Origin of the sequence: Treponema sp. (assembly GCF_045657965.1) — a bacterium.
In the GTDB taxonomy this organism is placed as follows: Bacteria; Spirochaetota; Spirochaetia; order Treponematales; family Treponemataceae; genus Treponema_D.
The window spans coordinates 1-21,782 of sequence record NZ_JAZOUG010000181.1 but is presented as its reverse complement, the minus strand read 5'-3'; the positions used below and the strand labels follow the sequence as shown (position 1 = coordinate 21,782).

Below are 21,782 nucleotides of genomic sequence, written 5' to 3'. Positions count from 1 at the left end.
CAACCGATATTTATTTTATGGATTATTTTTTCTTGTTTGCTTCTTCTTTAGTTATAATTTTTGCCCTTATGCTTTTTGGGAAATATAAAAAAACTCTTCAGCAGTCTAATCAAAAAAATGATAATCTCCGTACACAGAAAAATGAACATGGAGCTGTTGAATTTGTCCGCTGTCCGCTTTGTTCAACTCCGCTGGCAAAAAATGAAGATATGTTTTCCCGTATTTACAGACCGATGACAACACATGACCAGAGAATGACTGTGCACGGCTGTCCTCACTGCTATCCCCGTCCGGAACCTGGAGTAAAGCGAATGTGTCCTGTCTGCGGAAAAGAAGTTCCTTTAGAAGGAGAACTTATTGCACGTCTTTTTAACCGCACTGAAGGCAAAAAGCATGTTATGATTACCGGCTGCACCGTCTGTTACAAAGGAAGACGCTAGAATTTCATTCGTCCGCGGAAACTTCTGGCTAAGGTAAGACGGTCTGCATATTCAAGATCGCCGCCAACTGGTAATCCGCTTGCAAGCCGCGTAACAGAAAGATCTGGAATTACTGATAAAAGCCGCTGGATGTAAAGGGCTGTTGTGTCGCCTTCGACTGTAGGATTTGTTGCAATAATTACTTCTTTTACGGTACCGCCTCTTACCCGCTCAATAAGTCCTGCAATTCTAAGCTGGTCTGGGCCGATTCCTTCAAGAGGTGCAATTACACCGCCTAAAACATGAAAAAGTCCGGAAAATTCGTGTGAACTTTCGATTGTGGCGACATCCTGCGGCTGTTCTACAACGCAGATAATTTCTTTGTCCCGAAGCGGATTTGAGCAGATTGGGCAGGGATCGTTTTCGGTCCATGAGCCGCAGATTGAGCAGGCATGTATTTTTTCCTGCAGAGTGGAAAGCTGATTCGCAAACCTCTGAATCCAGGCAGTATCGGCTTTGAGAATATAGTTTACAAGCCTTCCTGCAGATTTTTTTCCGATTCCTGGAAGGCGTGAAAATGATTCTGTAAGTTCGTCAATTGCAGTCATTTTATAATTTTAAGCCTGGAATATTCATTCCGCCCAGAAGTGAACCTGATTTTTCCTGAATTTTTTCCTGTACTTTTTCCATGGCGGCATGATGAGCGGCTACAATTAAATCCTGAAGCATCTGGACATCACGCGGATCAACTGCGATAGGGTCAAGTTTTATTGCAGTAATTTCAAATTTGCCGTTCAGAGTGACCTGAACGATATTTCCGCCGGAAGAACCTGTCTCAGAAATCTGAGCGAGCTCTTCTTTCATTTGATTCATCGTTCCTTCAAGATTTTTCAGATTTTTAACCATTTCAAATGGATTCATGATGATTTCCTCAAAAACTAATTTCAGTCAGAATATTATCAAAAATTCATTAAAAAATATATATCATCTTGAGAAAATTATTTTTTTAGTGCTGCGATTCTTTCCAGAAGCGGCGGATGATTGTAGTTAAAAATGCTATAGATTTTTGGAACCTGAATTTCACTTAAATTTTCTTTGTTGAGCTTTATAAGGGCAGTGCACAGATAATCGCCTGTTCCGCAGATTTCTTTTGAAAATTTATCTGCCTGAAATTCATCTTTACGGCTAAGAGAGTTCATAATAGGGCTGAAGATTGTAGTCCATTCACCAAAAACCAGACTTATTAAAAATACACCGATAAACATCATCTGATAAGGCACATTTCCGCTTTCAAGGAAGTTAAATCCAAAACCTGTATATAAATCTGCAAATTTAATCAGAAAACTGACTGCAAATAAAACTACAAAAACAGCAGGAATCATAAAAATCAGTTTTTTAAGGATATGGTGATGTTTATAATGACCGAGTTCATGCCCTAAAACTGCTTCAATTTCATCAACAGTAAGCTGTTCAATTAAAGTGTCATAGAGAACGACCCGTTTAGATTTACCAAAGCCGGTAAAATAGGCATTTGAATGTCCCGAACGGCGGGAAGCATCCATTACAAAAAGACCGCTTGCTTTGAAACCGCATTTTTTGAGAAGTTCTTCAAGGCGGGTTTTTAATTCACCTTCTTCAAGCGGAGTAAATTTATTGAAAAGCGGTGCGATAAAAATCGGATAAATTACGGAAATTCCCAGGCTGAAGACAAAATAGATACAGCCGAGTAAAATCCACCACCATTCAGAAGCATATTTAAAAAGGCCCGTCATTGCCAGAAGCAGCGGAAGCATAATAATCAGATTTATGATAAAGCCTTTGATTTCATCAGCGAGCCACATTCCGATTGTCATATTGCTGAAGCCAAACTGTTTTTCAATTCCGAATTCTGAATAAAGTGCAAATGGAAGTGAAAGAAGTGCCCCCGGAATTCCACCTAAAATCAAAAAAAGGGCTGCAGCAAAGAAAGAATTTGTTGTCCATGCCCAGATTCTTTCAAAAAGCGCAGGATAAAATCCGCAGAAAACCAGATAAAGCGAAAGAATTACTTCAAGAATTGTGCTTGGTATCCAGAGATGATATTTTGCATCTTCATAAAGGCAGGTCTTTTCAAGAGTCTGAGAATCTACATGTTCTTTAAGAATTTCAGGAATTTCACGGCCGTGCTTTTTCCGGAATGAAAAATCAATCCGTTCAAGAATCATACTCAAAAGAAAACTGAAAGCAGTGCCGGTCAAAAAAAGTAAGACAAAAATATTTGAAAAATTCATATTGAAGAAAATTATCATTTTTAAGGAATTCATTCAACGCAGATAATAAAATTTATAAAATTATATTAAAAACAGCTGGACTTATTGGAAAATCAGGTTATAATAATGTTGAAAAAGTTCTTTATTTTAAAAAAGTTGATATATTTGCAGGGGGAACTATGAAGAAGTTTTCTTTATTTTTGCTCATTATATCAATTTTTTTCTCTTTTATTTCATGTCAGGATGAATCTGACGGAAGCAAGTCTTTTACAGTTCTTAAGCCTGTTTCTGATTCACTTTACGGCTATGAAGTTTCTGATGTTTCACTCTGTATAACAAAGGCAATTAAGGACAGCGGCGAAAATTTTACTTTCAGCAGCACAATTGGAACAAGTTTTAATGCTGATAATCTTGGAAGCGGCCGTTATCTTATAAAATCTTATGCTTATGATTCTTTGGGCACTTTGATTGCTTCAACAGAGGATTTTAAAATCTCTACAGACAGAACCGATTCTTTTTCGTACGATTTGCAATTACTTTGGAATGAAACCGAAAAACCTGAAGGCAAATACTGTGTCATTAAATTTAATACTAACGGCGGTTCTGAAATAGAGAGCTTAAAAGTATTATCCGGTGAATATGTTTTGCAGCCGGCAGATCCTTCTAAACGGGCAAGAATTTTTGACGGCTGGTATTCTAATTCTTCTTTGACGAAATATTTCGATTTTTCAGAAGCCGTTCGCTGTAATTTAACTCTTCATGCAAAGTGGGAAATGGATCCTGATGCAATCCAGAAATTTTTTTATGTTTCTTCAACCGGCAGTGATTCAAATGGTGATGGAACACAGGACAATCCATATTTTTCTATTACGCGGGCTGTTTCAGAAATAAACGGAAATGCTGATTCTGAGCTTGATTACACTATTTATATAAGCGGCACTGTTACAGGAAATCCTTCAATAGGCACGCTTTATGCAAATTCTCTTACAATTGAAGGCATCTCAGGTTCTGATTCTGATTTTATCGATGGAAACAATTCTGGAATAGCACTTGCATTCGGTTCAGATATTTCTTCTGATGTTACTTTAAAAAATCTTACTGTTCAAAACGGTGCAGGCCGTTATGGTGCAGGCCTTCGTTATTTAGGAAGTGGTCTTCTTACTGTAAAAAACTGTATCATCCGGGACAACAGCGCCACAGGAACAGAAATAAATGCTGACGGAAGTACATCAAATTCGAACGGCGCAGGAATCGTGCTTCAGAACGGCTCTTTGTCTCTTATTTCAACTTCTGTTACCGGTAATTATTCACAATATAATGCAGGCGGAATCTACTTTAACGGAAATACCTTCTCAATTGACAGTGCTTCTGTAATCAGCGGAAACGAAGCAGGTTATTCCGGCGGCGGTGTTTCTGTAACCGGCGGCATATTCGATATGGCTGGGGGAACAATTTCTTCAAATAAAGCTCTTAAAGGCGGTGGAATCATTGTTCAGAGTGCAGGAACATTAAATATTTCAGGCGGCACAGTCAGTCAAAACGAAGTATATGCTGATTCTTCAACCTCATACGCAGGAATGGGAACTGGTGGCGGTGTACTTGTAAACGACGGCTTATTTACGATGACCGGAGGATTAATTGATTCGAACACTTCTGAATCTAACGGAGCCGGGGTTTTCATTAATAAAGGTACTGTTTCTATGAGCGGCGGTACAATCAGTAATAACAGTACAGTTAACGGTTCAGGCGGCGGTGTTTATGCAGATCAGGGCATATTTATAATGAGCGGCGGTTCAATTTCTGAAAATATAAGTGCAGCTCATGGCGGCGGTGTGTTTGTAGACAGACGAACAAATACAGACACTGCTACATATGAGCCCGGTAAGTTCTATATGAACGGCGGAATTATCAGCTCAAATACTGCCGGCGTTTCCGGAGAAAAGTCTGGTGGTGGTGTTGATGTTAAAGGTATTTTTGAACTTTCAGGCGGCACAATCAGTTCAAATACTGCAGGATATGCAGCTGGAGTCTGGAATACTGATACAGGCGTATTTACAATGACAGGCGGCTGTATTGAACAGAATGTTTCATCCGGTAATGGCGGCGGTCTTGGTGCTCAGGGAATTACGGACCTTCAGGGCGGTGACATTCAGAATAATACGGCAGCTAACAGAGGCGGTGGAATTTTTGCCGCAGCAAATGTAAATGCGGGCGGAACAGCTGTCGTTGCAGGCGGAAGCAGCGGTGCAAATGATATTTTCCTTAAGTCTGGTGTTGTTTTGAATTTTACGGGTGAACTGACAGGAACAGCAGATTCAAAGGCAGTAATCAGATGTTCACAATATTATGAAGGAGCTCAGGTTTTCACTGAAACTGAATCAGGCTATATAAAACTCAATTATGAAAAATTCCATATTACTGAAAGTAGTGAATGGAGTATTACAGAAGCCGGATGCCTTAAAAGAGTTATTGTTTTATCTGCATCATCGACATCAAATCTTACAGACCCTTCTGTTCCATATATCATACAAGGTGAGTCAGGCACAAATAATTCACAGATAGATATTGGAAATGTAACGACGAGCGAAGATGTCACTTATTACGTAACGCTGGACAATGTAAAGCGAAATGCAGGAAGCTGGGCGAGCGGTCTTATAATTTACAATAAAAATGCAGGAACAACTCTTACCGTGCATTTTACTGTTAAAGGCGAAAACACGATTATCGGTCACAACCACAGTGGAATTAAACTGGATGGGGTTTCTGGTGCAAATATAAACGTTATATGGGATACAGAAAGCGGTGGTTCTGTAACATTTGGAGCATCTTATGGCAGTACACCTGACTATGCAGTTTCAAATGTTACAGACAGTATGACTGCTGCAAGTGGCTGTACCTTCAGCGGAACTGCAGACGGTAGCACTTACAGCAATATTGATGAATTTTTCTCAGCAGCAAAGACGGCTACATCTGGAAGCACATTTACTCTTACAAAATAGATGCTGCTGCAGAGACTGTGCGATTCCTTTGTGTAACTACTGTGCAATTCCTCTGAATTCCGAAATTGATTTAAAGCCTTTCTGCTTCATGTAGTCTCGAAGACCTGAAACAATCTGAATCATCGCATTTGGATTTGCAAAAGTTGCAGTTCCTACCTGAATTGCAGCCGCTCCTGCCATTAAGAATTCAACCGCATCCTGAGCGCTTGAAATGCCGCCTAAGCCTACGACAGGGATACGCTCGCTTTCCGGAAGTTTATTCATTGCCTGAACGACATCGTAAACCATGCGCAGTGCAATCGGCTTTACGGCAGGACCAGAAAAACCTGCACGGATATTGTCAAAAACCGGCCGTCCTGTATTTAAATCAATAGACATTGCCTGGAACGTGTTTACAAGACTAAGAGCGTCAGCCCCTGCTTCGCGCACAGCCATTGCAATTCCGATTAAATCCGGTGCATTTGGAGTAAGTTTTACCATGAGAGGCTTTTTTGTAACTTCACGAACGGCTTTTGTAACGTTTGCAGCGGTTTCGGGTGCCATACCGAATCCCATTCCGCCGGCCTTTACGTTCGGACAGCTGATGTTAAGCTCAATCATAGGAACACTGGTTGAATCGAGAAGTTTTGCACCTTCAACATAAGTTTCGATTGATGAGCCTGAAAGGTTTGCAATTGTAACAGGCTTTAATTTAAGCATTGAAGGAAGTTCGTGTGCTATAAAATGTTCGATTCCAGGATTTTCAAGACCGATTGAATTGATTAAGCCAGAAGGAGTTTCGACTAAGCGGCAGCCTGTGTTGCCAGTTCGTGCATTTAATGTAAGGCCTTTTGAGCAGATGCCGCCGAGTGCGTTTACGTCAAAAATACTTGAATATTCTGAACCGTAGCCGAATGTGCCGCTTGCTGCAATTACAGGATTTGCAAATTTAACGCCTGCAACTTCTACGCTTAAATCAGGTTCGAAATTTTCTGGCACTGAGCCTGTCGAAGAGTCTCTGCCGCTTCCAAAAACAGGTTTGAACTTTGGAGGCTCAAACTGAAGGATTTCGCCTTTAAAGACAGGACCATCTTTACAGCAGCGTTTATTTCCTTCGGTTGTGGTGATTGTACAGCCAAGACAGGCACCTACTCCGCACGCCATACGGTTTTCCATGCTCAGGTACGATTTTATGCCGGCTTCAATACAGATTTTCTGTAAGTAGGCAAGCATAGGCGTTGGTCCACATGCGTAAAGAGTTGTGTAGCCGTTATCTTTGAGAGTCTGTGCTGTGAGGGCTGCCGGTAACATTCCGTGAACTCCGACAGAGCCGTCATCAGTTGTAATTGTAAGATTTGCAGGCTTTATGTATTCAAGACCGTATGAGCCGCTTTTAAAGCTTGCAAAGAAATCGTAGGATTTTTCGGTAAGAGTTGAAGCAAAGCCTGCAACCGGAGCAACTCCGATTCCGCCGCCAACGATACAGATTTTTTCGTTTTTTTCCGGGAGCGGAAATGAATTTCCAAGCGGACCTGTAAGCTCGATTTTGTCATTCTGTTCAAGAGCGCAGAGTTCCTGAGTGCCTTTTCCTTTACGCAGGATTAAAAATTGAAGTTCAACGCCATTCCCACATTTTTTTGCCATATAAATACTGATTGGTCTTCCTAAAAGAACACCAGATTTTACAGAGCGCAGCAGATAAAACTGACCTGCAACAGGTTCAGGACAATTATTCATTAATACTTTTAAAAGCCAGATACTTCCCTGCGGTGCAGCTCCGCTTTCTATAGAACAATAGGTTACTCTTCCTTCTCCAAAAACCGGTAATACATTACCCTTACAATCAGTCAACTGTTTCATGTCTTTCCTCGGAAGTGAGTATAGCATATAAATAATTTACCGCCAATTATTGCTTGAAAATTAGTTAAAATTGGAATAAAGTTTTATTATATCGAGGACTCATCATGAAAAAAATCATTATTTTTGCTCTTTCTTTAGTTTTTTCCCTTTCAAATTTGATTTCAGAAGATTCTTATAAAATAAAAGTTTCTTCGCCAAACGGAGCTCCGGCCTTAGCTCTGGCTTATCTGGCAGAAAAAAATCCGGAAGACTATAAATATGTTGCTGCAGAAGCAATTTCAGCTGAATTTGCCGCCGCTAATTCAGATTTTATTATCGCACCGGTCAATGCCGGAGCAAAACTTTTCAAGATGGGTAAGTCAACTTATAAACTTGCTGCAGTTGTTACATGGGGAAATTTATATTTTGCTTCTCAAAAAAAGAATTTTTCACTTAAAGACATTAAAAAATCCGGAATCACATTATTCGGTGAAAACACAATAAATTCTTCAGTTGCTCTTTCTGTTCTTGAAAACAATAAAATCAGGCCAAAATCTGTAACTTATCTTGGAAGCGCAGCTGCTACACTTTCACTTCTTCTTTCTGATTCAAAAGCTGTTGTGCTTACAGCAGAACCTGCTCTTTCCGGGGCCAGATTAAAAAATCCGCAGATTACAGCATATCCTGTAAATGAACTGTATAAAAAAGCAACCGGCTTTGAAGGATATACTCAGGCAGGGCTTTTTGTCCGTACAAAAACAATCGAAGAACAGCCTGAAGCTGTCCGTGAATATTTAAAACTTGCCGCTCAGTCCTGTGAAAAATGTGCAGAAAATCCTGCTGAAATTGCAAAAGTCGCAGTCAAACTTGAAATTCTGCCAAATGAAAAAATTGCTGAAAAAGCAATACCAAACTGCTCAATCAGATATTTAAATGCACTTGATGCTAAAGAGCAGGTTGAAACTACAGCAAAAATTGACCTGGCTCAATTCGGCTCTTCTCTGCCGGCTGATGACTTCTACTATGGAGAAAAATAAACAGAATTCTCAAAAAAAATTCTCATACCGGCAGGAATTTTTCAGTTTTTGCCTTGGAATATTTGTAATAGCACTTCTTATTCAGATTCTTGGAAAAGCAAAAGGAAATCCGCTTGTTTTCCCGGATATATTTGAAATTTGCCGTGCATTTTTCCGCCTGATGATTACACCGAAAACCTATCAGTGTATTTTGACAACTCTACTACATTTAGTGACTGCATTGATTTTGTCGTTTCTGGCTGGAATTTTAACTGGTATTGCTCAGGGAGCCAGCTCTTTTTTAAGGAAAACACTGGCTCCCCTTATGATTATGCTTCGTTCGATACCGGTAATTGTCTTAGTTGTCATAATAATGCTTCTTACAGATTATTCAAAAGTACCTTATATTGCTTCAACGCTTGTTTTAATACCCGTTATAAGTGAAGCTGTCTGTGAAGGTTTTTTAAATATTGATAAAGATTTAATTGATGTTTACCGTCTGAACAGCAGTTTTTCACCGAGGATTTTGTTTTCTGTTTATCTTCCCTTAATGACTGGTTTTTTGAGGCAGGCTTTTATAAATACAATCGGCATGGGAATGAAAATCATTGTATCTTCAGAATATCTTGTGCAGACAAAAAATTCTTTAGGTAAGGCAATTTATTCAAGCAGCTATTTTAATGATTATCAGGACATTTATGCATACGCACTGATTATGATTCTAACTGGAATTCTTTTAACAAAACTCCCGATTTTCATAATAAAAAAAGTAACAGAAAATTAGTATATGATAAGAAAACATTTATAATTATGTTTAAGGTTTGACAGGTAAATAAATCAGATTAAAATTCGGTTTAAGAGGCTGATATGAAAGTATTTCTTAAATCATTTTTTGTATTTCTGGTTTTAGTTTTTACTGTTTCGTGCATTGTTGAATCTGATGACGTGATTTCTGACTCTGTAACTTCTTCTGCAAGCGGATCGTCTTTTTCTGCAGGCAAGTACGTTTATATCAATCTTACTGATGTAACTGCTTCTGCTGATGATGAAAATTATTCTGATTTTACAGGCACTGCATTTTATTTTTTAGATAAAACTGCCTCAGTTTCTTATGATTCAGCTGCCGGTTTAATTACAGTAGATGCTTCTGATATTTCTGAAAGTGTATGGATTTATCTTAAAGGCACAAAGACAACCGGCGGTGTAAAAATCAAAAGTTCAGAAAACTATGAAATCGGCGTTTATTTAAATGGCGTTACCATTACTTCTTCAAATTATCCGTGCATTGATATTACAAAAGGAGGTGCGGCTACAGTTTCTGTTTCAGGTACAAATACTTTAAAGGACGGAAGAAGTTATAGCGGTGATTACAGTTCTTACAGTGATAACAAAGGAACTCTCTACTGTAAGGGAGGTCTTGCACTTTATGGAGAAGGAAGCCTTTCTGTTACAGAAAATTATAAAAGCTGTATTGCTTCAAAAGCAAACATCACAATAGATTCCGGAACATTTACACTTACTTCTACTGCAGCTGCTGTGTATGATTCAACCGAAGGTGACTATAATTCTCCGGCACTTATTAACTGCGATGGAAATCTTACTGTAACAGGCGGCACTTTAACTGGAACTGCCAGTGGAAGCGGTTCAAAAGCCATAACAGTAGACGGAAACTATACTCAGTCCGGCGGTACAGTGAATGTAAAAGCCACCGGTTCAGAGCTTACTTATGGTTCTGCAAGTGCATCTGCAAAAGGCGTTAAAATTGACGGCGATATTACAATCACCGGCGGTAAACTGTATGCATCAAGTGAAAAGCATGAAGCAATCGAATCAAAAAGCACAATTACAATCAGCGGCGGCGAAGTTTATGGTTACAGCGCTTCCGACGACGGTATAAATGCAAGTTCTACATTTACAATTACCGGCGGCTATGTCTGCGGTTATGCTCCAGAAAATGACGGGCTTGATGCAAACGGCAATTTTTATATAAAAGGCGGTTTAGTATTTGCAGTCGGTTCTAAAAGTCCTGAAGTTGCCATTGATGCAAATACCGAAGACGGTTACAAATTATACATCAGCGGCGGTACTGTAATGACCTTAGGTTCTCTTGAAAGCGGTGCTTCCCTTACCCAGAACTGCTATAAAGCTTCAGGCTGGTCAGCAAATACAACTTATGCTCTTACAGCTGGAAATACGGTTTATACATTCAAAACTCCTTCAAGTACAAGCGGATACGGAAGCGGAATAGTCGTATCAGCTTCTTCGACACCTGTCCTTACTTCCGGGGCAACAGCGGGAAGTAACACTTATTTCGGTGGACTTGTTTCTGTTGGCGGAACGGCAGGCAGTTCTTCTGTCAGTTTAAGTTCATATAGTTCTTCTAGTAGTGGCGGCTCATCTTCTGGTACTACACCAGGCGGAAATACACCAGGCGGACATTAATCTGTGGATAAAATTAAGAGGTTTTGCTTATGAACAAAAAATACATTACCTGCTTAATACTTGCCCTGTTTACAGCAGCAGCTCTTTCTTCAAAAACAAAGCTTACAATTAAAAATACTGTTGGCGGAGATTTTGATGAGCTTGCCGACTATGATCTGTATTCAAAATCAACTGAAAGCGATGTTTATGGAGAAGCACATTCGAATTCAGGAATTTCGTTTGGAGACAGATTTCAGATTGATCTGGAAGACAAACTTATAACAGCAAGATTAAGACTGGAAACCGTTTATCAGACTGTTGATGATTCTCTTTCAAAAGTAATTTTTGCTCCGGGCGGCTTTGTGCATTTTACTCCTGTATCGCAGTTTGGAATTGCTGCAGGTAACAATTTCTACAAGCACTTTGCAATTTCTTCAGGATATCTGGCTGCAGCTGATGATACTACAAAATATGCAAGGCTTTTAACAGATTCTCTGGGCGAAGACCGTTATTTCGGAAATGACTCCGTTTCCGTTTATTCAAATGGATTTGCCGGCGGACTTACAAGCGACTGGAATTTTGATAACGGGATTTACGCAAAATTTGCAGGCGGAGGCACATTTTATCCGGAAAAAAATGAATTTGAAAAAGCCATTGATTTTGGAGTTAACGGCGGAATTACAAATCTTTTTGATTTAGGCTTTACTGCGCACAATCTTACTGAAGCAGACAGGAAATTCGGAGCTTTTGCAGGCTATACGGGAAACGAAAATCTTATTGCCAATATTCATTTTTACTATAATTTTACTTCAAGCGATTATCTTCCGGAAGAGCGTGTTAATAGAAACAACGCCGATGAATTTAAAAAACAGACGGCAAAATATGCACTTGGTTTTTCAGGTGGTTATAAATTTGTTGAAAAAGAGCTTGGTATTTATGGTGATGTGATTACAGCCCTTACAAACGAATATATCGGTACAATCAAATATTATGATTCTGATGGTAATTTAATTGATACAGAAACGACGACGATTGTTCGTGGAGGTACTGTCGTAAAATACAAAAACGGCAAAGCTAAACGCACTGACGAGTTTACTCATGAAGGAATTCCGTTTTATATGCAGCTCAGGCTTACTTCTCAGGTAAATGAATCTGTTGAAGCATCTTTTAATTTTAAGCTCAGGACAATGCTGAATGCCAGTAACTGCCGGTGGATTACGCTTTACCCGAGAATTAAGGTTGATTTGGCAGATAAGCTTGGAACAATTGGTGCCGGCCTTAGAATTGATATGAATGCCGCCCGCTATGAAGGAATTTCCGGAATAGCTGTCCCTCTGACATATACTTACAAGTTTAAAAAGAAATTTTAATCAAAAAACTGGGGACAATATGGCAATAGAAGTCTTTAACCGGCGTGAAATCAAATATATGCTCAATGATGATGATAAAAAAGCCCTTCTTTCAATCATCAATGATTATATGGACAGTGATCCTTTCAATAAAGATGGAAAAACTTATTCTATAAGCAATCTTTATCTGGATACGGAAAGTGACGAGCTTATCAGAAAATCTCTGGAAAAGCCTGCTTTTAAAGAAAAAATCAGGCTCAGAAGTTATGGACAGGCAGCTCTTACAGACAAGGTTTTTCTTGAAAGCAAAAAAAAATATGACGGCGTTGTTAATAAAAGGCGTACAAATTTTATTTTGCAGGATGTTTACAGATATTTTGAAACTGGTGAAATCCCGGAAAATCCTGTCACAGCCGAAGGTAAGCCGCTTAAAATGAATATGCAGGTAATGAGAGAAATTGATTACATCATGCATTTTTACAAATTAAAACCGAAAGTTTTCATATCTTATGACCGCTGGGCTTTTTTTGAAAAAAATAATTCTGATTTTCGTCTGACTATTGATACAAATATTCAGACCCGCCGGACTGATTTGCGGCTGGATTCACCGGCTTACGGAAATCAGCTTTTAAAAGAGGGGCAATGGCTTATGGAAGCAAAAGCATTCAAAGCCTTTCCTTTGTGGTTTGTGCATTTCCTGTCAGAGAGAAAACTTTTTAAAACTTCGTTCTCGAAATATGGAACGGAATATGCAGTGTATAAATCATAATTAAAAACACATGGAGGAAAATTATGGACATTTTAAGTGGATTTATTGTAAATGAAGAGGTAAAGGCAATTCTTTTCAGCATGGTTATGGGGCTTTTTGCAGGAATTGTGATTGCAGCCGGATATGTGCTTGCTAATAAAAGCAAAAAGTATTCTAAAAACTTTGTGATAACGGTTCTTCTGCTTCCGGTAATCATGGCAATCATCATCCCGTTTATAGCAACTGATTTAAAAAAAACACTTTCTCTGGCAGGTGTTTTTGCTTTAGTCCGTTTCCGAAGCATTCCGGGGGATTCTAAAGACATCCTTTATACTTTTTTTGCTGCTGCTGCAGGTCTTATCATGGGACTCGGAAGTTATTTTATCGGCTTTGTACTTGTATTTGTGGTAAGTGCAATTTTTATTTTACTGTCCTGTCTATGGAAAGTCAGTGAAAAGCAGGTTCTTAAAATCACCATTCCAGAAGACATGAATTATAAAGATATTTTTAATGGTATTTTTGATAAATATCTTGTAAAATATTCAGTAAAAAATGTAAAAACGAGCAATATGGGCACTCTTTTTACAATTTCATACTGGGTTCAGCCTGAGAAAGACTGTGATACAAAGGCTTTTATTGATGAACTCCGTACACGAAACGGAAATCTTAATATTATCCTTGAAAATCCAGACGATCAGCTTGTCCCGGTTTTATAAAATTTAAAAAAACGGAGAATTTATTATGAAAAAGTTTATCGCCTTATTTACAGGCATGCTTATGCTGGCTGGCTGCGCTCAAAAAAAATCAGAAAAACTGTCGATTGATGCGAAATCTGCAAAAGACAATTATGCCACTGAAATCAGCATAAGCCCGATGGATTTTGTTAAAATTTCCGGCAACCTTATAACAATTTCACCAAAGGAAGAAGATTCGGTTTATACAATTTCCGGCTATTTTAACGGTCAAATCATGGTGATGAAAAAAAATACCGTTTTAAAGCTGGAAAATGCCTATCTTGAAAATACTTCGGGTAAAGCTGCCATAAAATGTGAAGCAAAGACTGAAGTTTCAAGTGCAAAAGGCAGTATAAATTACATTGTTTCACGTGGCCGTGGATTTGCAAAAAATGCTGCTCTTCATTCAGACAAAGATCTGGTTCTGGGGGGCAGCGGTCTTATGTTTATTCAGGGCAATGTCTGTCATGCTGTTGAAGCTGATAATTTCAAAATTAAAGGAGCCGGAACATTTTTTCTTGAAGGAACAAAACGAGGCTCTGCTTTAACCTGCTCTTCGCTTACTGTCGAAAAAGAAAAAACTTTCTCTGCTTATTTTTTGAATTCAAAAAATGGAATCAAAGCCGACAAAAAAATTCTTGTAAACTCAGGAAATTTTTATCTTTATGATAATGACTGTGCATTTAAAGCAAAGTCAGCGAATTTCGTAAAAGGCGATTTTTTTACATACGGTAATAAAACGCTTTTTGATGTTGAGTCAGGCGAAACCCGTAATACGGACGCGGTTTTTACTGAAGTAACTGAAAGCTAAAGTAAGGCAGAAATTGCTTCATGGAAGGCAGGATATTCTTTTTTGATTGGAATTATTTTGCCTTCAGCGCTTACAAAACAGTGTTCGCTGTTACCTTCAAATGCAATTTCTCCGTTTTCTTTTGACATGACATATTTAAAACGGATTTTTATGCCTGTGTATTCTTCAATACTGACAGCGATTGAAACTGTATCTGCATAAGTTGTGCTGTGCTTATATTTGCAGTTAACTGATACAACCGGCGAAATAATTCCTTCGGCTTCAAATTTAGCGTAATCCCAGCCAATCTGTCTGAAAAAATCTACGCGGGCTTCTTCCATCCAGCGGACATAATTTGAATGATGGGTGATTCCCATTTTATCAGTTTCATAATATTGAACATAATGTTTGTAGATTTTAATTTCCATTTTATTCTCCGGATTTATTTATCAAGGGAAATCAGCAGGTCCAGTTTTAAATTCTGTTCAGAAATTTTTAATGTGACCAGATTTCCTGTGCGGTTTGCGGTAAGTTCTGATTTTTGAGTAAGCTGATATAGATATGAATATTGATTTTCATAATCCTGGCTCACAGCAGGCGTAACGGAATATTTTGTAATGCCGTTGTCAGTTCCTTTTGCACGGAAATAAAAATAAAAGGTTTCGGTTCGTGTTTTATTTTCTGACATGTATTTACGGTCGCCTGTAAGCAGAAATGTGCCGTCTGTTTCCAGTTCTGAAAAGTAGATTTTTTTACAGGTAGGAAGTAAATCAAATCCATTAGCATTGAAGCGGAGAATTTTGGGTTCCCGTTTTACGACATTTGAAAATGATGTTTCAGAAGCCTGTAAAGTGTCTACTTTGTTTTTGAGTTCTGTGAGTTCTGAAAGAATCTGCTGCAGAGCCTTGGAATCAGCTGTATTTGCTGTGAGAGTATTTGTCTGAAGTGTTGAAGAGTTTCGTGAAAGAAGGGCAGAAAGTCCGGAAAAAGCACCGAGAGTGCTTAAAGAAGAAATATCATCGGCGGTAAGCTGATTAAGTGATGAAGATACAGACTGAGATGCAGTTTTTAGATTCTGTGCACTGGCTGCAGACTGATTTTGCATTGTTACGGCGGCTGAAGAGTCAGTTTTGGAAGAAGTCTGTGAATTTGATCCGGTATTTGTGCTTTTTGAAGAAGATGTCTGTGTGCGGCTTAAATTTGGATTGTAAAAGTCGCTTCTTCCGGGCGTGTAAAAGCCGCTTCCGATAGCCGGCATGGAAACTGAAGGCATTTGTGGCATTGAAATGGAAGACGACGCTGTAGAATCAGCTGCGTTTGACTGAGCAAAAGAGAAACTTCCGGCAAGAAAAATGAAAACTTTACAGCTGTTCCAGACTTTCTTCAACATATTGTAACCTCTGCTGCAGGGCTTCAATCGTCTTTGTAAGACGGTTTTTTTCTTTTTCGAGTTTTGAACGCGGATCATTACCACTGGCTGCCTTTTTCATGAGCTCGGTAACTGTATCCGGGGATTTTCCGCTTAAAATCTGCCTGGAGGCTGAGTCACGGTCTTCGCTTTTTTTGAGCATTGCAACCTTTTTCATATTGTCAAAGCCGAGAGCAGGATTTACTTCGACAGCACCGACTTTTGTAATGTCTTTTGCAGAATTGCGCGGCAGACAGAGAACGCGGTCAAGATAATCTTCGTAACGGATGTTCGATGCTTCACAGAGTTTGTGTGCCTGTGCAAGCAGTTTTCCGAATTCCTGCATGAGTTTTCCGTTTACTTCGATGTATTCTTTACGGATTTTTTCGGTAAGTTCCTGAAGTTCAGGACTTTCTGAAATATCAATTTTGTAAATTCCAAGTTCTTCGGCTTTCTGTAAAAGTGTATGAAAACGTGTCCAGAAAGCAGCAGTGTGGACTTTTGAGCCCTTCATAGGGAGCTTTCCGCCGGTTTCAGCCAGAAATTCCTCTGTTAAAAGATGATGTGTATACTCGTGGATTGCAGTATAGATAAGCTGCATGTCACTTTTGAAATTTTTGTTGTGAAGCAGGATTTCGTGAGTTTCCGGCTTGTAAAGACCGTTTACCCTTGTGCTTTCTTTTCCGGTCATGGTGACTGTAAATTCAAGGTCTGTATTTTCTATCTGTAAAAGCTTTTGTTTGATTTCTTCGTTATCCATGATTTCCTCTGTATTTCAGTTTTAAATTATAACGATTTTTGTTCCTTTTGAATATATTGTAAACCAGTCTGCAAAACATTAAAATGAAAAGATAATTCGTATTGGGTGGGAAAATGACGAAAAATCTTTTTGACGCAATTTCTACAATAAAATATACAGTTACCGCTTCTGACGGAAAAACTCCGGTAAATCAAAATGAATCTCCAAATCCGGAAATAAGTTCGCTCGTTTTTGACAGCCGAGACGTAAAGCCGGGCTCGCTCTTTTTTGCTCTTCCCGGCACACACACAACAGGCAATGTCTTTATTTCAAAGGCAATCGAAAACGGAGCCGCAGCGATTGTTTTTGAAGGGGAAGTCTCCCCCTGCGCGTCCACTTCGTTGGCCGCTACCCCCTCTGCGGGGAGTGCCCCGCAACACCCCCAGCCAGTCTTTATCCGTGTTGACGATGCACGCAAAGTAATGGCTCCGGTTGCAGCAAACTTTTATGACAATCCTTCTTCAAAACTCGGCATTATCGGCGTAACGGGAACTGAAGGCAAATCTTCTACTGTTTCATTTGTGTGGCAGCTTTTGTGCCTTACCGGACACAAAGCAGGCTTTATTTCTACCGTTCAATATTCTCTTGGCGGTGAGGCAATCGCAAATCCTCAGCATCAGACAACTCCTGAAGCAACTATTATTCAGAGACAGCTTTACGAAATGGTCGAAAACGGCTGTGAATATGCTGTAGTCGAAACTTCAAGCCACGGTCTTTCTCCAAAACTCAACCGCACTGGAAATCTTTTGTTCGATGCCGGCATTTTTATGAATGTTACGCTTGAGCATCTTGAATTCCACGGAACTTTCGAGCAGTACCGCGACGACAAGGCAAATCTTTTCAGAAAACTCGACGAACACAATCACGAAAAGCTTATTCTTGGCAAAAAAGTCAAAATTCCATCATTCGGAATCGTAAATCTTGAAGACGAAAGTGCTTCTTATTTTATAAAAGCAACAAAGCAGCCGGTTCTTGGATTTACCACCGAAGGAAAGGCCGGAAAATCAGCCGCAGAAGGAACAGAAGCAAAACCGCTTCCAAAAATTCCTTCTTCAATACCGGTTCTGCTCGGCCGTAACATCGCTTCGGCACGATTCGGACTTACCTTCGACATGACAGAGCCTCACGTAATCGATGAGCATGCAAAACCGCTTCCGCCGAAAGTTTTCCATGTAAAATCAAGCTTGCCGGGCGCTTTCAATACATACAATCTCATGGCAGCAATTGAAGCTGTGAGCCGTCTTACCGGCACAGATATCGAAAAAGTTGCATCTCTGGTCGAAAAACTTGTTCCTGTAAAAGGGCGCATGACCGTAATCGACAAAGGCCAGCCTTTTGAGCTTATCGTAGACTATGCTCACACTCCTTCAAGCTTTGAAACAATCTTCCCGCCGTTACGCCGCCGCTGCTCAGGCAAAATGATTGCCCTTTTTGGAAGCGGAGGCGAGCGTGATACAAAAAAACGCCCTCTTCAGGGAGAAATTGCGGCACGCTTCTGCGACATCGTAATCCTTACAGACGAAGATCCGCGCGGAGAAGACAGTGTTGCCCTTTTACGCGACATTGCAGTTGGTTCAGAAAAATGCGGCAAAGTAATGGATAAAGATTTGTTTATTACACCGGACAGGCCTTCAGCAATCCGACAGGCTTTCAAAATGGCAGGTAAAAACGACATCGTTCTCCTGCTTGGAAAAGCACACGAAAACAGTATTATCTACAAAGACAGCGTAATGCCTTATGACGAAATAGCCGAGGCAGAAAAAGCGCTTAAAGAAATTGGATTTTAAAGGGAGCAGAAAATGAAAGTTACAGTAATATACGGTGGAAAATCAGGTGAGCACGAAATTTCTTTAGTCTCGGCAGCAGCCGTTGCACGCAATATCGATTCAAAAAACACAGTTCAGTTAATCGCAATTACAAAAGAAGGCCGCTGGTTTTTGCAGCCGGAAAGCGAATTTGAACGGATTAAAGGCGATTCAAAAGCTTCATTTAAAATTATCGAAGATGAGTCCAGGGAAGTAAGCGTAATTCCTTCGGGCGGAACAAAACGCACTTTTCGCGTTGGAAACGAAATTCTTTCTACAGATGTAGTTTTCCCTGTTTTGCACGGACCTTTCGGTGAAGACGGAACGATTCAGGGGCTTTTTGAAATGGTAGACGTTCCTTATGTCGGCTGTACAACTCTTGGAAGTGCCGAAACAATGGACAAAGAAAAAACAAAAGTTGTTCTTGAACATGCCGGTATTCCTGTCGTTCCTGGCTTCTGCATGAGACGCAGTGATTTGGCCGACTGGAAACGGTATGATGAAGTACTTGAAAAAGCTCAGAAAGAACTTGGTTTCCCGCTTTTTGTAAAACCTTGTGCTGCAGGAAGCTCTGACGGAGCGAACCTTGCCAAAGACTTGCAGCATTTGAACGGTGCTATTATGGAAGCGTTCAACTGGGACGACAAAATCTTAATTGAAAAGGCAGTAAACGCCCGTGAAATCGAATGTTCTGTCACAGGAAACCCTACGATTGATGACGACACCTGCCCTGCAGAAAAGCTTACTGCTTACGGCCCGGGCGAAATTGCACCAAAGCACGATTTTTACGATTACGATGCAAAATACAATGACCCTGACGGCGCAGACCTTTTGATTCCGGCAAATCTTCCGGACGCCCGCCTTGAAGAAGTGCGCACACTGGCAAAAAAGGCATTTGCGGCCTTAGACCTTGCAGGCTTAAGCCGCGTAGATTTCTTTATAGATAAAGATACAGACGCACTTTACTTAAACGAAATCAACACAATGCCGGGATTTACGCAGATCAGCATGTTTCCCAAGATGTGCGCCGCTTTCGGACTGGATTTTACTAGCCTGACAAATCTCCTGATTGATGAGGCTGTCGCAAGGTTCAAGAAAACCCGAAATTTACAGACAAGCCGTTAGCTAAAAAAACTTCGAGTTTTTAAATTGCCGACAACTTTTTTAATTTTAGTCAGTAAATTAAAACTCGAAGTTTTTTCTTTTAGTTTTCTGGAAGTGGACACATTTTTTGTTCAGTTGATTAAACTTGACATTCTTCCTATTATTTCTTCTTTTTTGATTCTTCTTTTGGATTTTCTTTTAAATCTGCACGATACAAATCAAAGTGTTTTTTTGTAACTTTGTCGAGAGCTTCCTGAGCAAGCTCGTATTCATCGATATGGTTTGCGTTTTTAAAGACGAAATCCTGACCTTCCGTCTCAAAATAAAAACTTCCGAGATACATTGCAGAAACATCTTTCGGAACATCGACATTAAAATCAAAAGGAACCCAGACAAAAGTCTTGTCGCTGCCAAAAAATCTGTATTTCGTCATTCCGTTGAATTGCAAGTTGCGAGTTTTTTTATTAACCTTGAATTTCGCATAGAAAAATTCGCCTTCCTCAAAAATAACTTTCGGGTTGTCATCGACGAAATCCTCATAATCATCATCGTAATCGTCGGGGTCTTCCGGCGCGAAAGGAATGTGATAAGAGGCGCTTTTTGACTTCTCTTCGTCTTTAAGGCCGCGGGTTTGTGCATAGAAATTCATATCTTCCGTTGGTTTTACGACGATTTTTCCAATCAGGATGACTTCATTTTTTCCAGGATTTTTTACTTTTGAGTCTTTTGCGAACAGCGGTACTGCAAAAAACAATGCCGTAAATGCGGCGATGAATTTGATTTTATTTTGCATTTTTAAGCTCCTCGATTCTTTCGTTGATTGCCGCTTCCCATGAAGTGCCTTTGTACAATTTGAGGGCGCCTTTGAGACAGCCAATTTCATAATCTTCTGACGAATTCATCGGCTGTGCTTTTTCACCTTCTTTTACGGTCGTAGCGTCAAAACTTCCGACATAATACAATCCCGGTTTTTCCGGAATGTTGATAACGACAGGATTTAGAGGAAGCTGAAGTGAAAAAGGCGTGTTCCAATAGTAAGTGTAACGGACTCGTCCCACGGTGTAACTGTATTCACCTTTTGACCATTCGAGCGCATAAACTGAGCCTGGTGCGACAGGTTTTGAGATGAAAATCTGATTCTCCATTTCCTGAAAGTCCGGCGGAAAATCCTGATTAATCTGAGAAAACGCCTGGTATTCGTTTTTGGAAAAACAACCATAAAAAATGACCGAATCCTGAGGAGTTCCTACCGCCTCCTGATATTCTTTTTTGTTTTTTGTTGATGTGCCGAGCGTAGCTCCAAGTGACATACAGCCAGTGAAAGCAAATGCCACCAAAGCTGCAAGCACAGCCGTTAGTATTTTTTTCATTCTCTGTTACCTCCTCGCGATTTTTTTGTATGAAAGAACCACTTTTTAGAATGACAAAATTCCGTAAATTGAAATGCCTCTGTTCGTGAAATTTTCGATTTCAGGGCGGCTGTCCCAATCATTGCTCATGTCAAAGTCCATCCACTGAGTCAAGAACAGCTGTTTTACGCCTGCTCCAAGACCAAAATGTACTGCTCCATCTGCGTTGAACATTGCCTGAATACCAAGTTCGGCTGTATAACCGATGAACAGTCTTGAATCTCCGACAGCGAAATTTCCGTTGAGTTTTGTATACGGATTCAAGCCGAATTCTCCCATTTTGATTGGAATGCGGACAATCATGCCAAAACCGAAAACATTTAAACCGACATCTTCTCCGAGGTGTTCAGTCGTTTCTCGGTGGTACATAATTGAGTAGCCGACAATTCCGTTATCTGTAAAGAAATCTGCTCCGACTCGGAAAGCCAAATCTTTGCTGTTAAGGCTCAAATCAACTCCCGCGCTCAGAACGGCATTGTCATAACCGTCGATTTCAGGACTGTCGAAGTATCCGGATGAATTTTCATCTTTGCTCTTTTTATCTTTTTTACTTGATTTCGATGATTTTTTTGAATTTTCATCGCTTTTTTCATCCGTGCTAAGCTCAGAAAGCCGCCACAAGCCGTGTTCTTTAATCCATGTCGTTGTGACTGTTGTTTTTTCTTCTTCGTCGCTTGTAAAGTCAACGGTTGTTTTCCCATCGGCGGTTTTTGC

At 39.9% G+C, this 21,782-nt stretch carries 21 protein-coding genes; 11 read left to right on the top strand and 10 right to left on the bottom strand.

The window, feature by feature from the left end; genetic code table 11:
- Positions 1-17: 17 nt before the first annotated feature.
- Complete coding sequence (locus ACKI5B_RS06870) at positions 18-440, top strand: hypothetical protein (protein WP_407427144.1); 423 nt, start codon at positions 18-20, stop codon at positions 438-440.
- On the opposite strand, the gene recR is transcribed toward ACKI5B_RS06870, so the two are convergent.
- From recR to ACKI5B_RS06855, 3 genes are all read right to left on the bottom strand, one after another.
- Positions 437-1,027 carry a recombination mediator RecR gene (gene recR / locus ACKI5B_RS06865; protein WP_407427142.1) on the bottom strand — a complete coding sequence of 197 codons (591 nt, stop codon included), beginning with the start codon at positions 1,025-1,027 and terminating at the stop codon, positions 437-439. The two genes, ACKI5B_RS06870 and recR, sit on opposite strands and share 4 nt — an antisense overlap.
- Before the next feature lies 1 nt (position 1,028).
- Entirely contained in the window at positions 1,029-1,340 is a 312-nt protein-coding gene (locus tag ACKI5B_RS06860; RefSeq protein WP_407427140.1) for a YbaB/EbfC family nucleoid-associated protein, read from the bottom strand.
- Between the two features lie 77 nt (positions 1,341-1,417).
- Positions 1,418-2,689: a M48 family metallopeptidase gene (locus ACKI5B_RS06855; RefSeq protein ID WP_407427138.1), complete on the bottom strand. Its 1,272-nt coding sequence runs from the start codon at positions 2,687-2,689 to the stop codon at positions 1,418-1,420.
- 158 nt (positions 2,690-2,847) lie between these two features.
- On the opposite strand from ACKI5B_RS06855, the gene ACKI5B_RS06850 reads away from it, so the two are divergent.
- Entirely contained in the window at positions 2,848-5,667 is a 2,820-nt protein-coding gene (locus tag ACKI5B_RS06850; RefSeq protein WP_407427136.1) for an InlB B-repeat-containing protein, read from the top strand.
- A 36-nt stretch (positions 5,668-5,703) separates the two neighbouring features.
- Here ACKI5B_RS06850 and ACKI5B_RS06845 read toward each other — a convergent pair whose 3' ends face one another.
- Positions 5,704-7,506 (bottom strand): dihydroorotate dehydrogenase, encoded by a 1,803-nt coding sequence (locus ACKI5B_RS06845; protein WP_407427134.1) that lies wholly within the window; start codon positions 7,504-7,506, stop codon positions 5,704-5,706.
- A 104-nt stretch (positions 7,507-7,610) separates the two neighbouring features.
- On the opposite strand from ACKI5B_RS06845, the gene ACKI5B_RS06840 reads away from it, so the two are divergent.
- From ACKI5B_RS06840 to ACKI5B_RS06810, 7 genes are all read left to right on the top strand, one after another.
- On the top strand, positions 7,611-8,522 hold the full coding sequence (locus ACKI5B_RS06840; RefSeq protein WP_407427132.1) for an ABC transporter substrate-binding protein: 912 nt from the start codon (positions 7,611-7,613) through the stop codon (positions 8,520-8,522).
- Positions 8,509-9,285, top strand: a complete 777-nt coding sequence (locus tag ACKI5B_RS06835; protein WP_407427130.1) for an ABC transporter permease subunit — start codon at positions 8,509-8,511, stop codon at positions 9,283-9,285. Before ACKI5B_RS06840 ends, ACKI5B_RS06835 begins: the two co-directional genes overlap by 14 nt.
- 83 nt (positions 9,286-9,368) lie before the next feature.
- Positions 9,369-10,943, top strand: a complete 1,575-nt coding sequence (locus ACKI5B_RS06830) for a carbohydrate-binding domain-containing protein (protein ID WP_407427128.1) — start codon at positions 9,369-9,371, stop codon at positions 10,941-10,943.
- Positions 10,944-10,972: 29 nt separating this feature from the next.
- Entirely contained in the window at positions 10,973-12,292 is a 1,320-nt protein-coding gene (locus ACKI5B_RS06825) for a hypothetical protein (RefSeq protein ID WP_407427126.1), read from the top strand.
- Between the two features lie 19 nt (positions 12,293-12,311).
- Positions 12,312-13,040 (top strand): polyphosphate polymerase domain-containing protein, encoded by a 729-nt coding sequence (locus tag ACKI5B_RS06820; protein WP_407427124.1) that lies wholly within the window; start codon positions 12,312-12,314, stop codon positions 13,038-13,040.
- A gap of 23 nt (positions 13,041-13,063) precedes the next feature.
- The gene (locus tag ACKI5B_RS06815) at positions 13,064-13,735 is read left to right on the top strand and encodes a DUF4956 domain-containing protein (protein WP_407427122.1); all 672 of its coding nucleotides are present in this window, start codon (positions 13,064-13,066) and stop codon (positions 13,733-13,735) included.
- A 25-nt stretch (positions 13,736-13,760) separates the two neighbouring features.
- Positions 13,761-14,564 (top strand): carbohydrate-binding domain-containing protein, encoded by an 804-nt coding sequence (locus ACKI5B_RS06810; RefSeq protein WP_407427120.1) that lies wholly within the window; start codon positions 13,761-13,763, stop codon positions 14,562-14,564.
- Here ACKI5B_RS06810 and ACKI5B_RS06805 read toward each other — a convergent pair.
- From ACKI5B_RS06805 to ACKI5B_RS06795, 3 genes are read right to left on the bottom strand one after another with little or no spacing between them, the layout of a single operon-like run.
- On the bottom strand, positions 14,561-14,971 hold the full coding sequence (locus ACKI5B_RS06805; protein ID WP_407427118.1) for an acyl-CoA thioesterase: 411 nt from the start codon (positions 14,969-14,971) through the stop codon (positions 14,561-14,563). The genes ACKI5B_RS06810 and ACKI5B_RS06805 overlap by 4 nt on opposite strands.
- Before the next feature lie 14 nt (positions 14,972-14,985).
- Entirely contained in the window at positions 14,986-15,933 is a 948-nt protein-coding gene (locus tag ACKI5B_RS06800; RefSeq protein ID WP_407427116.1) for a hypothetical protein, read from the bottom strand.
- Positions 15,905-16,711: a hypothetical protein gene (locus ACKI5B_RS06795; protein ID WP_407427114.1), complete on the bottom strand. Its 807-nt coding sequence runs from the start codon at positions 16,709-16,711 to the stop codon at positions 15,905-15,907. The genes ACKI5B_RS06800 and ACKI5B_RS06795 overlap by 29 nt, the downstream gene beginning before the upstream one ends.
- Before the next feature lie 113 nt (positions 16,712-16,824).
- Here ACKI5B_RS06795 and ACKI5B_RS06790 point away from each other — a divergent pair, with 113 nt between their 5' ends.
- A complete protein-coding gene (locus tag ACKI5B_RS06790; RefSeq protein WP_407427112.1) occupies positions 16,825-18,537 on the top strand; it encodes a Mur ligase family protein in 1,713 nt (570 codons plus the stop codon).
- A gap of 12 nt (positions 18,538-18,549) precedes the next feature.
- Positions 18,550-19,680, top strand: coding sequence for a D-alanine--D-alanine ligase family protein (locus tag ACKI5B_RS06785; protein ID WP_407427110.1), 1,131 nt, complete (start codon positions 18,550-18,552; stop codon positions 19,678-19,680).
- A gap of 139 nt (positions 19,681-19,819) precedes the next feature.
- Here ACKI5B_RS06785 and ACKI5B_RS06780 read toward each other — a convergent pair whose 3' ends face one another.
- The 3 genes from ACKI5B_RS06780 to ACKI5B_RS06770 all read right to left on the bottom strand — a co-directional run.
- Positions 19,820-20,452 carry a hypothetical protein gene (locus tag ACKI5B_RS06780; protein ID WP_407427108.1) on the bottom strand — a complete coding sequence of 211 codons (633 nt, stop codon included), beginning with the start codon at positions 20,450-20,452 and terminating at the stop codon, positions 19,820-19,822.
- Positions 20,442-21,029 carry a hypothetical protein gene (locus ACKI5B_RS06775; RefSeq protein ID WP_407427106.1) on the bottom strand — a complete coding sequence of 196 codons (588 nt, stop codon included), beginning with the start codon at positions 21,027-21,029 and terminating at the stop codon, positions 20,442-20,444. Before ACKI5B_RS06775 ends, ACKI5B_RS06780 begins: the two co-directional genes overlap by 11 nt.
- Before the next feature lie 45 nt (positions 21,030-21,074).
- On the bottom strand, positions 21,075-21,782 hold a 708-nt coding region (locus ACKI5B_RS06770; protein ID WP_407427104.1), incomplete at its 5' end, for a hypothetical protein.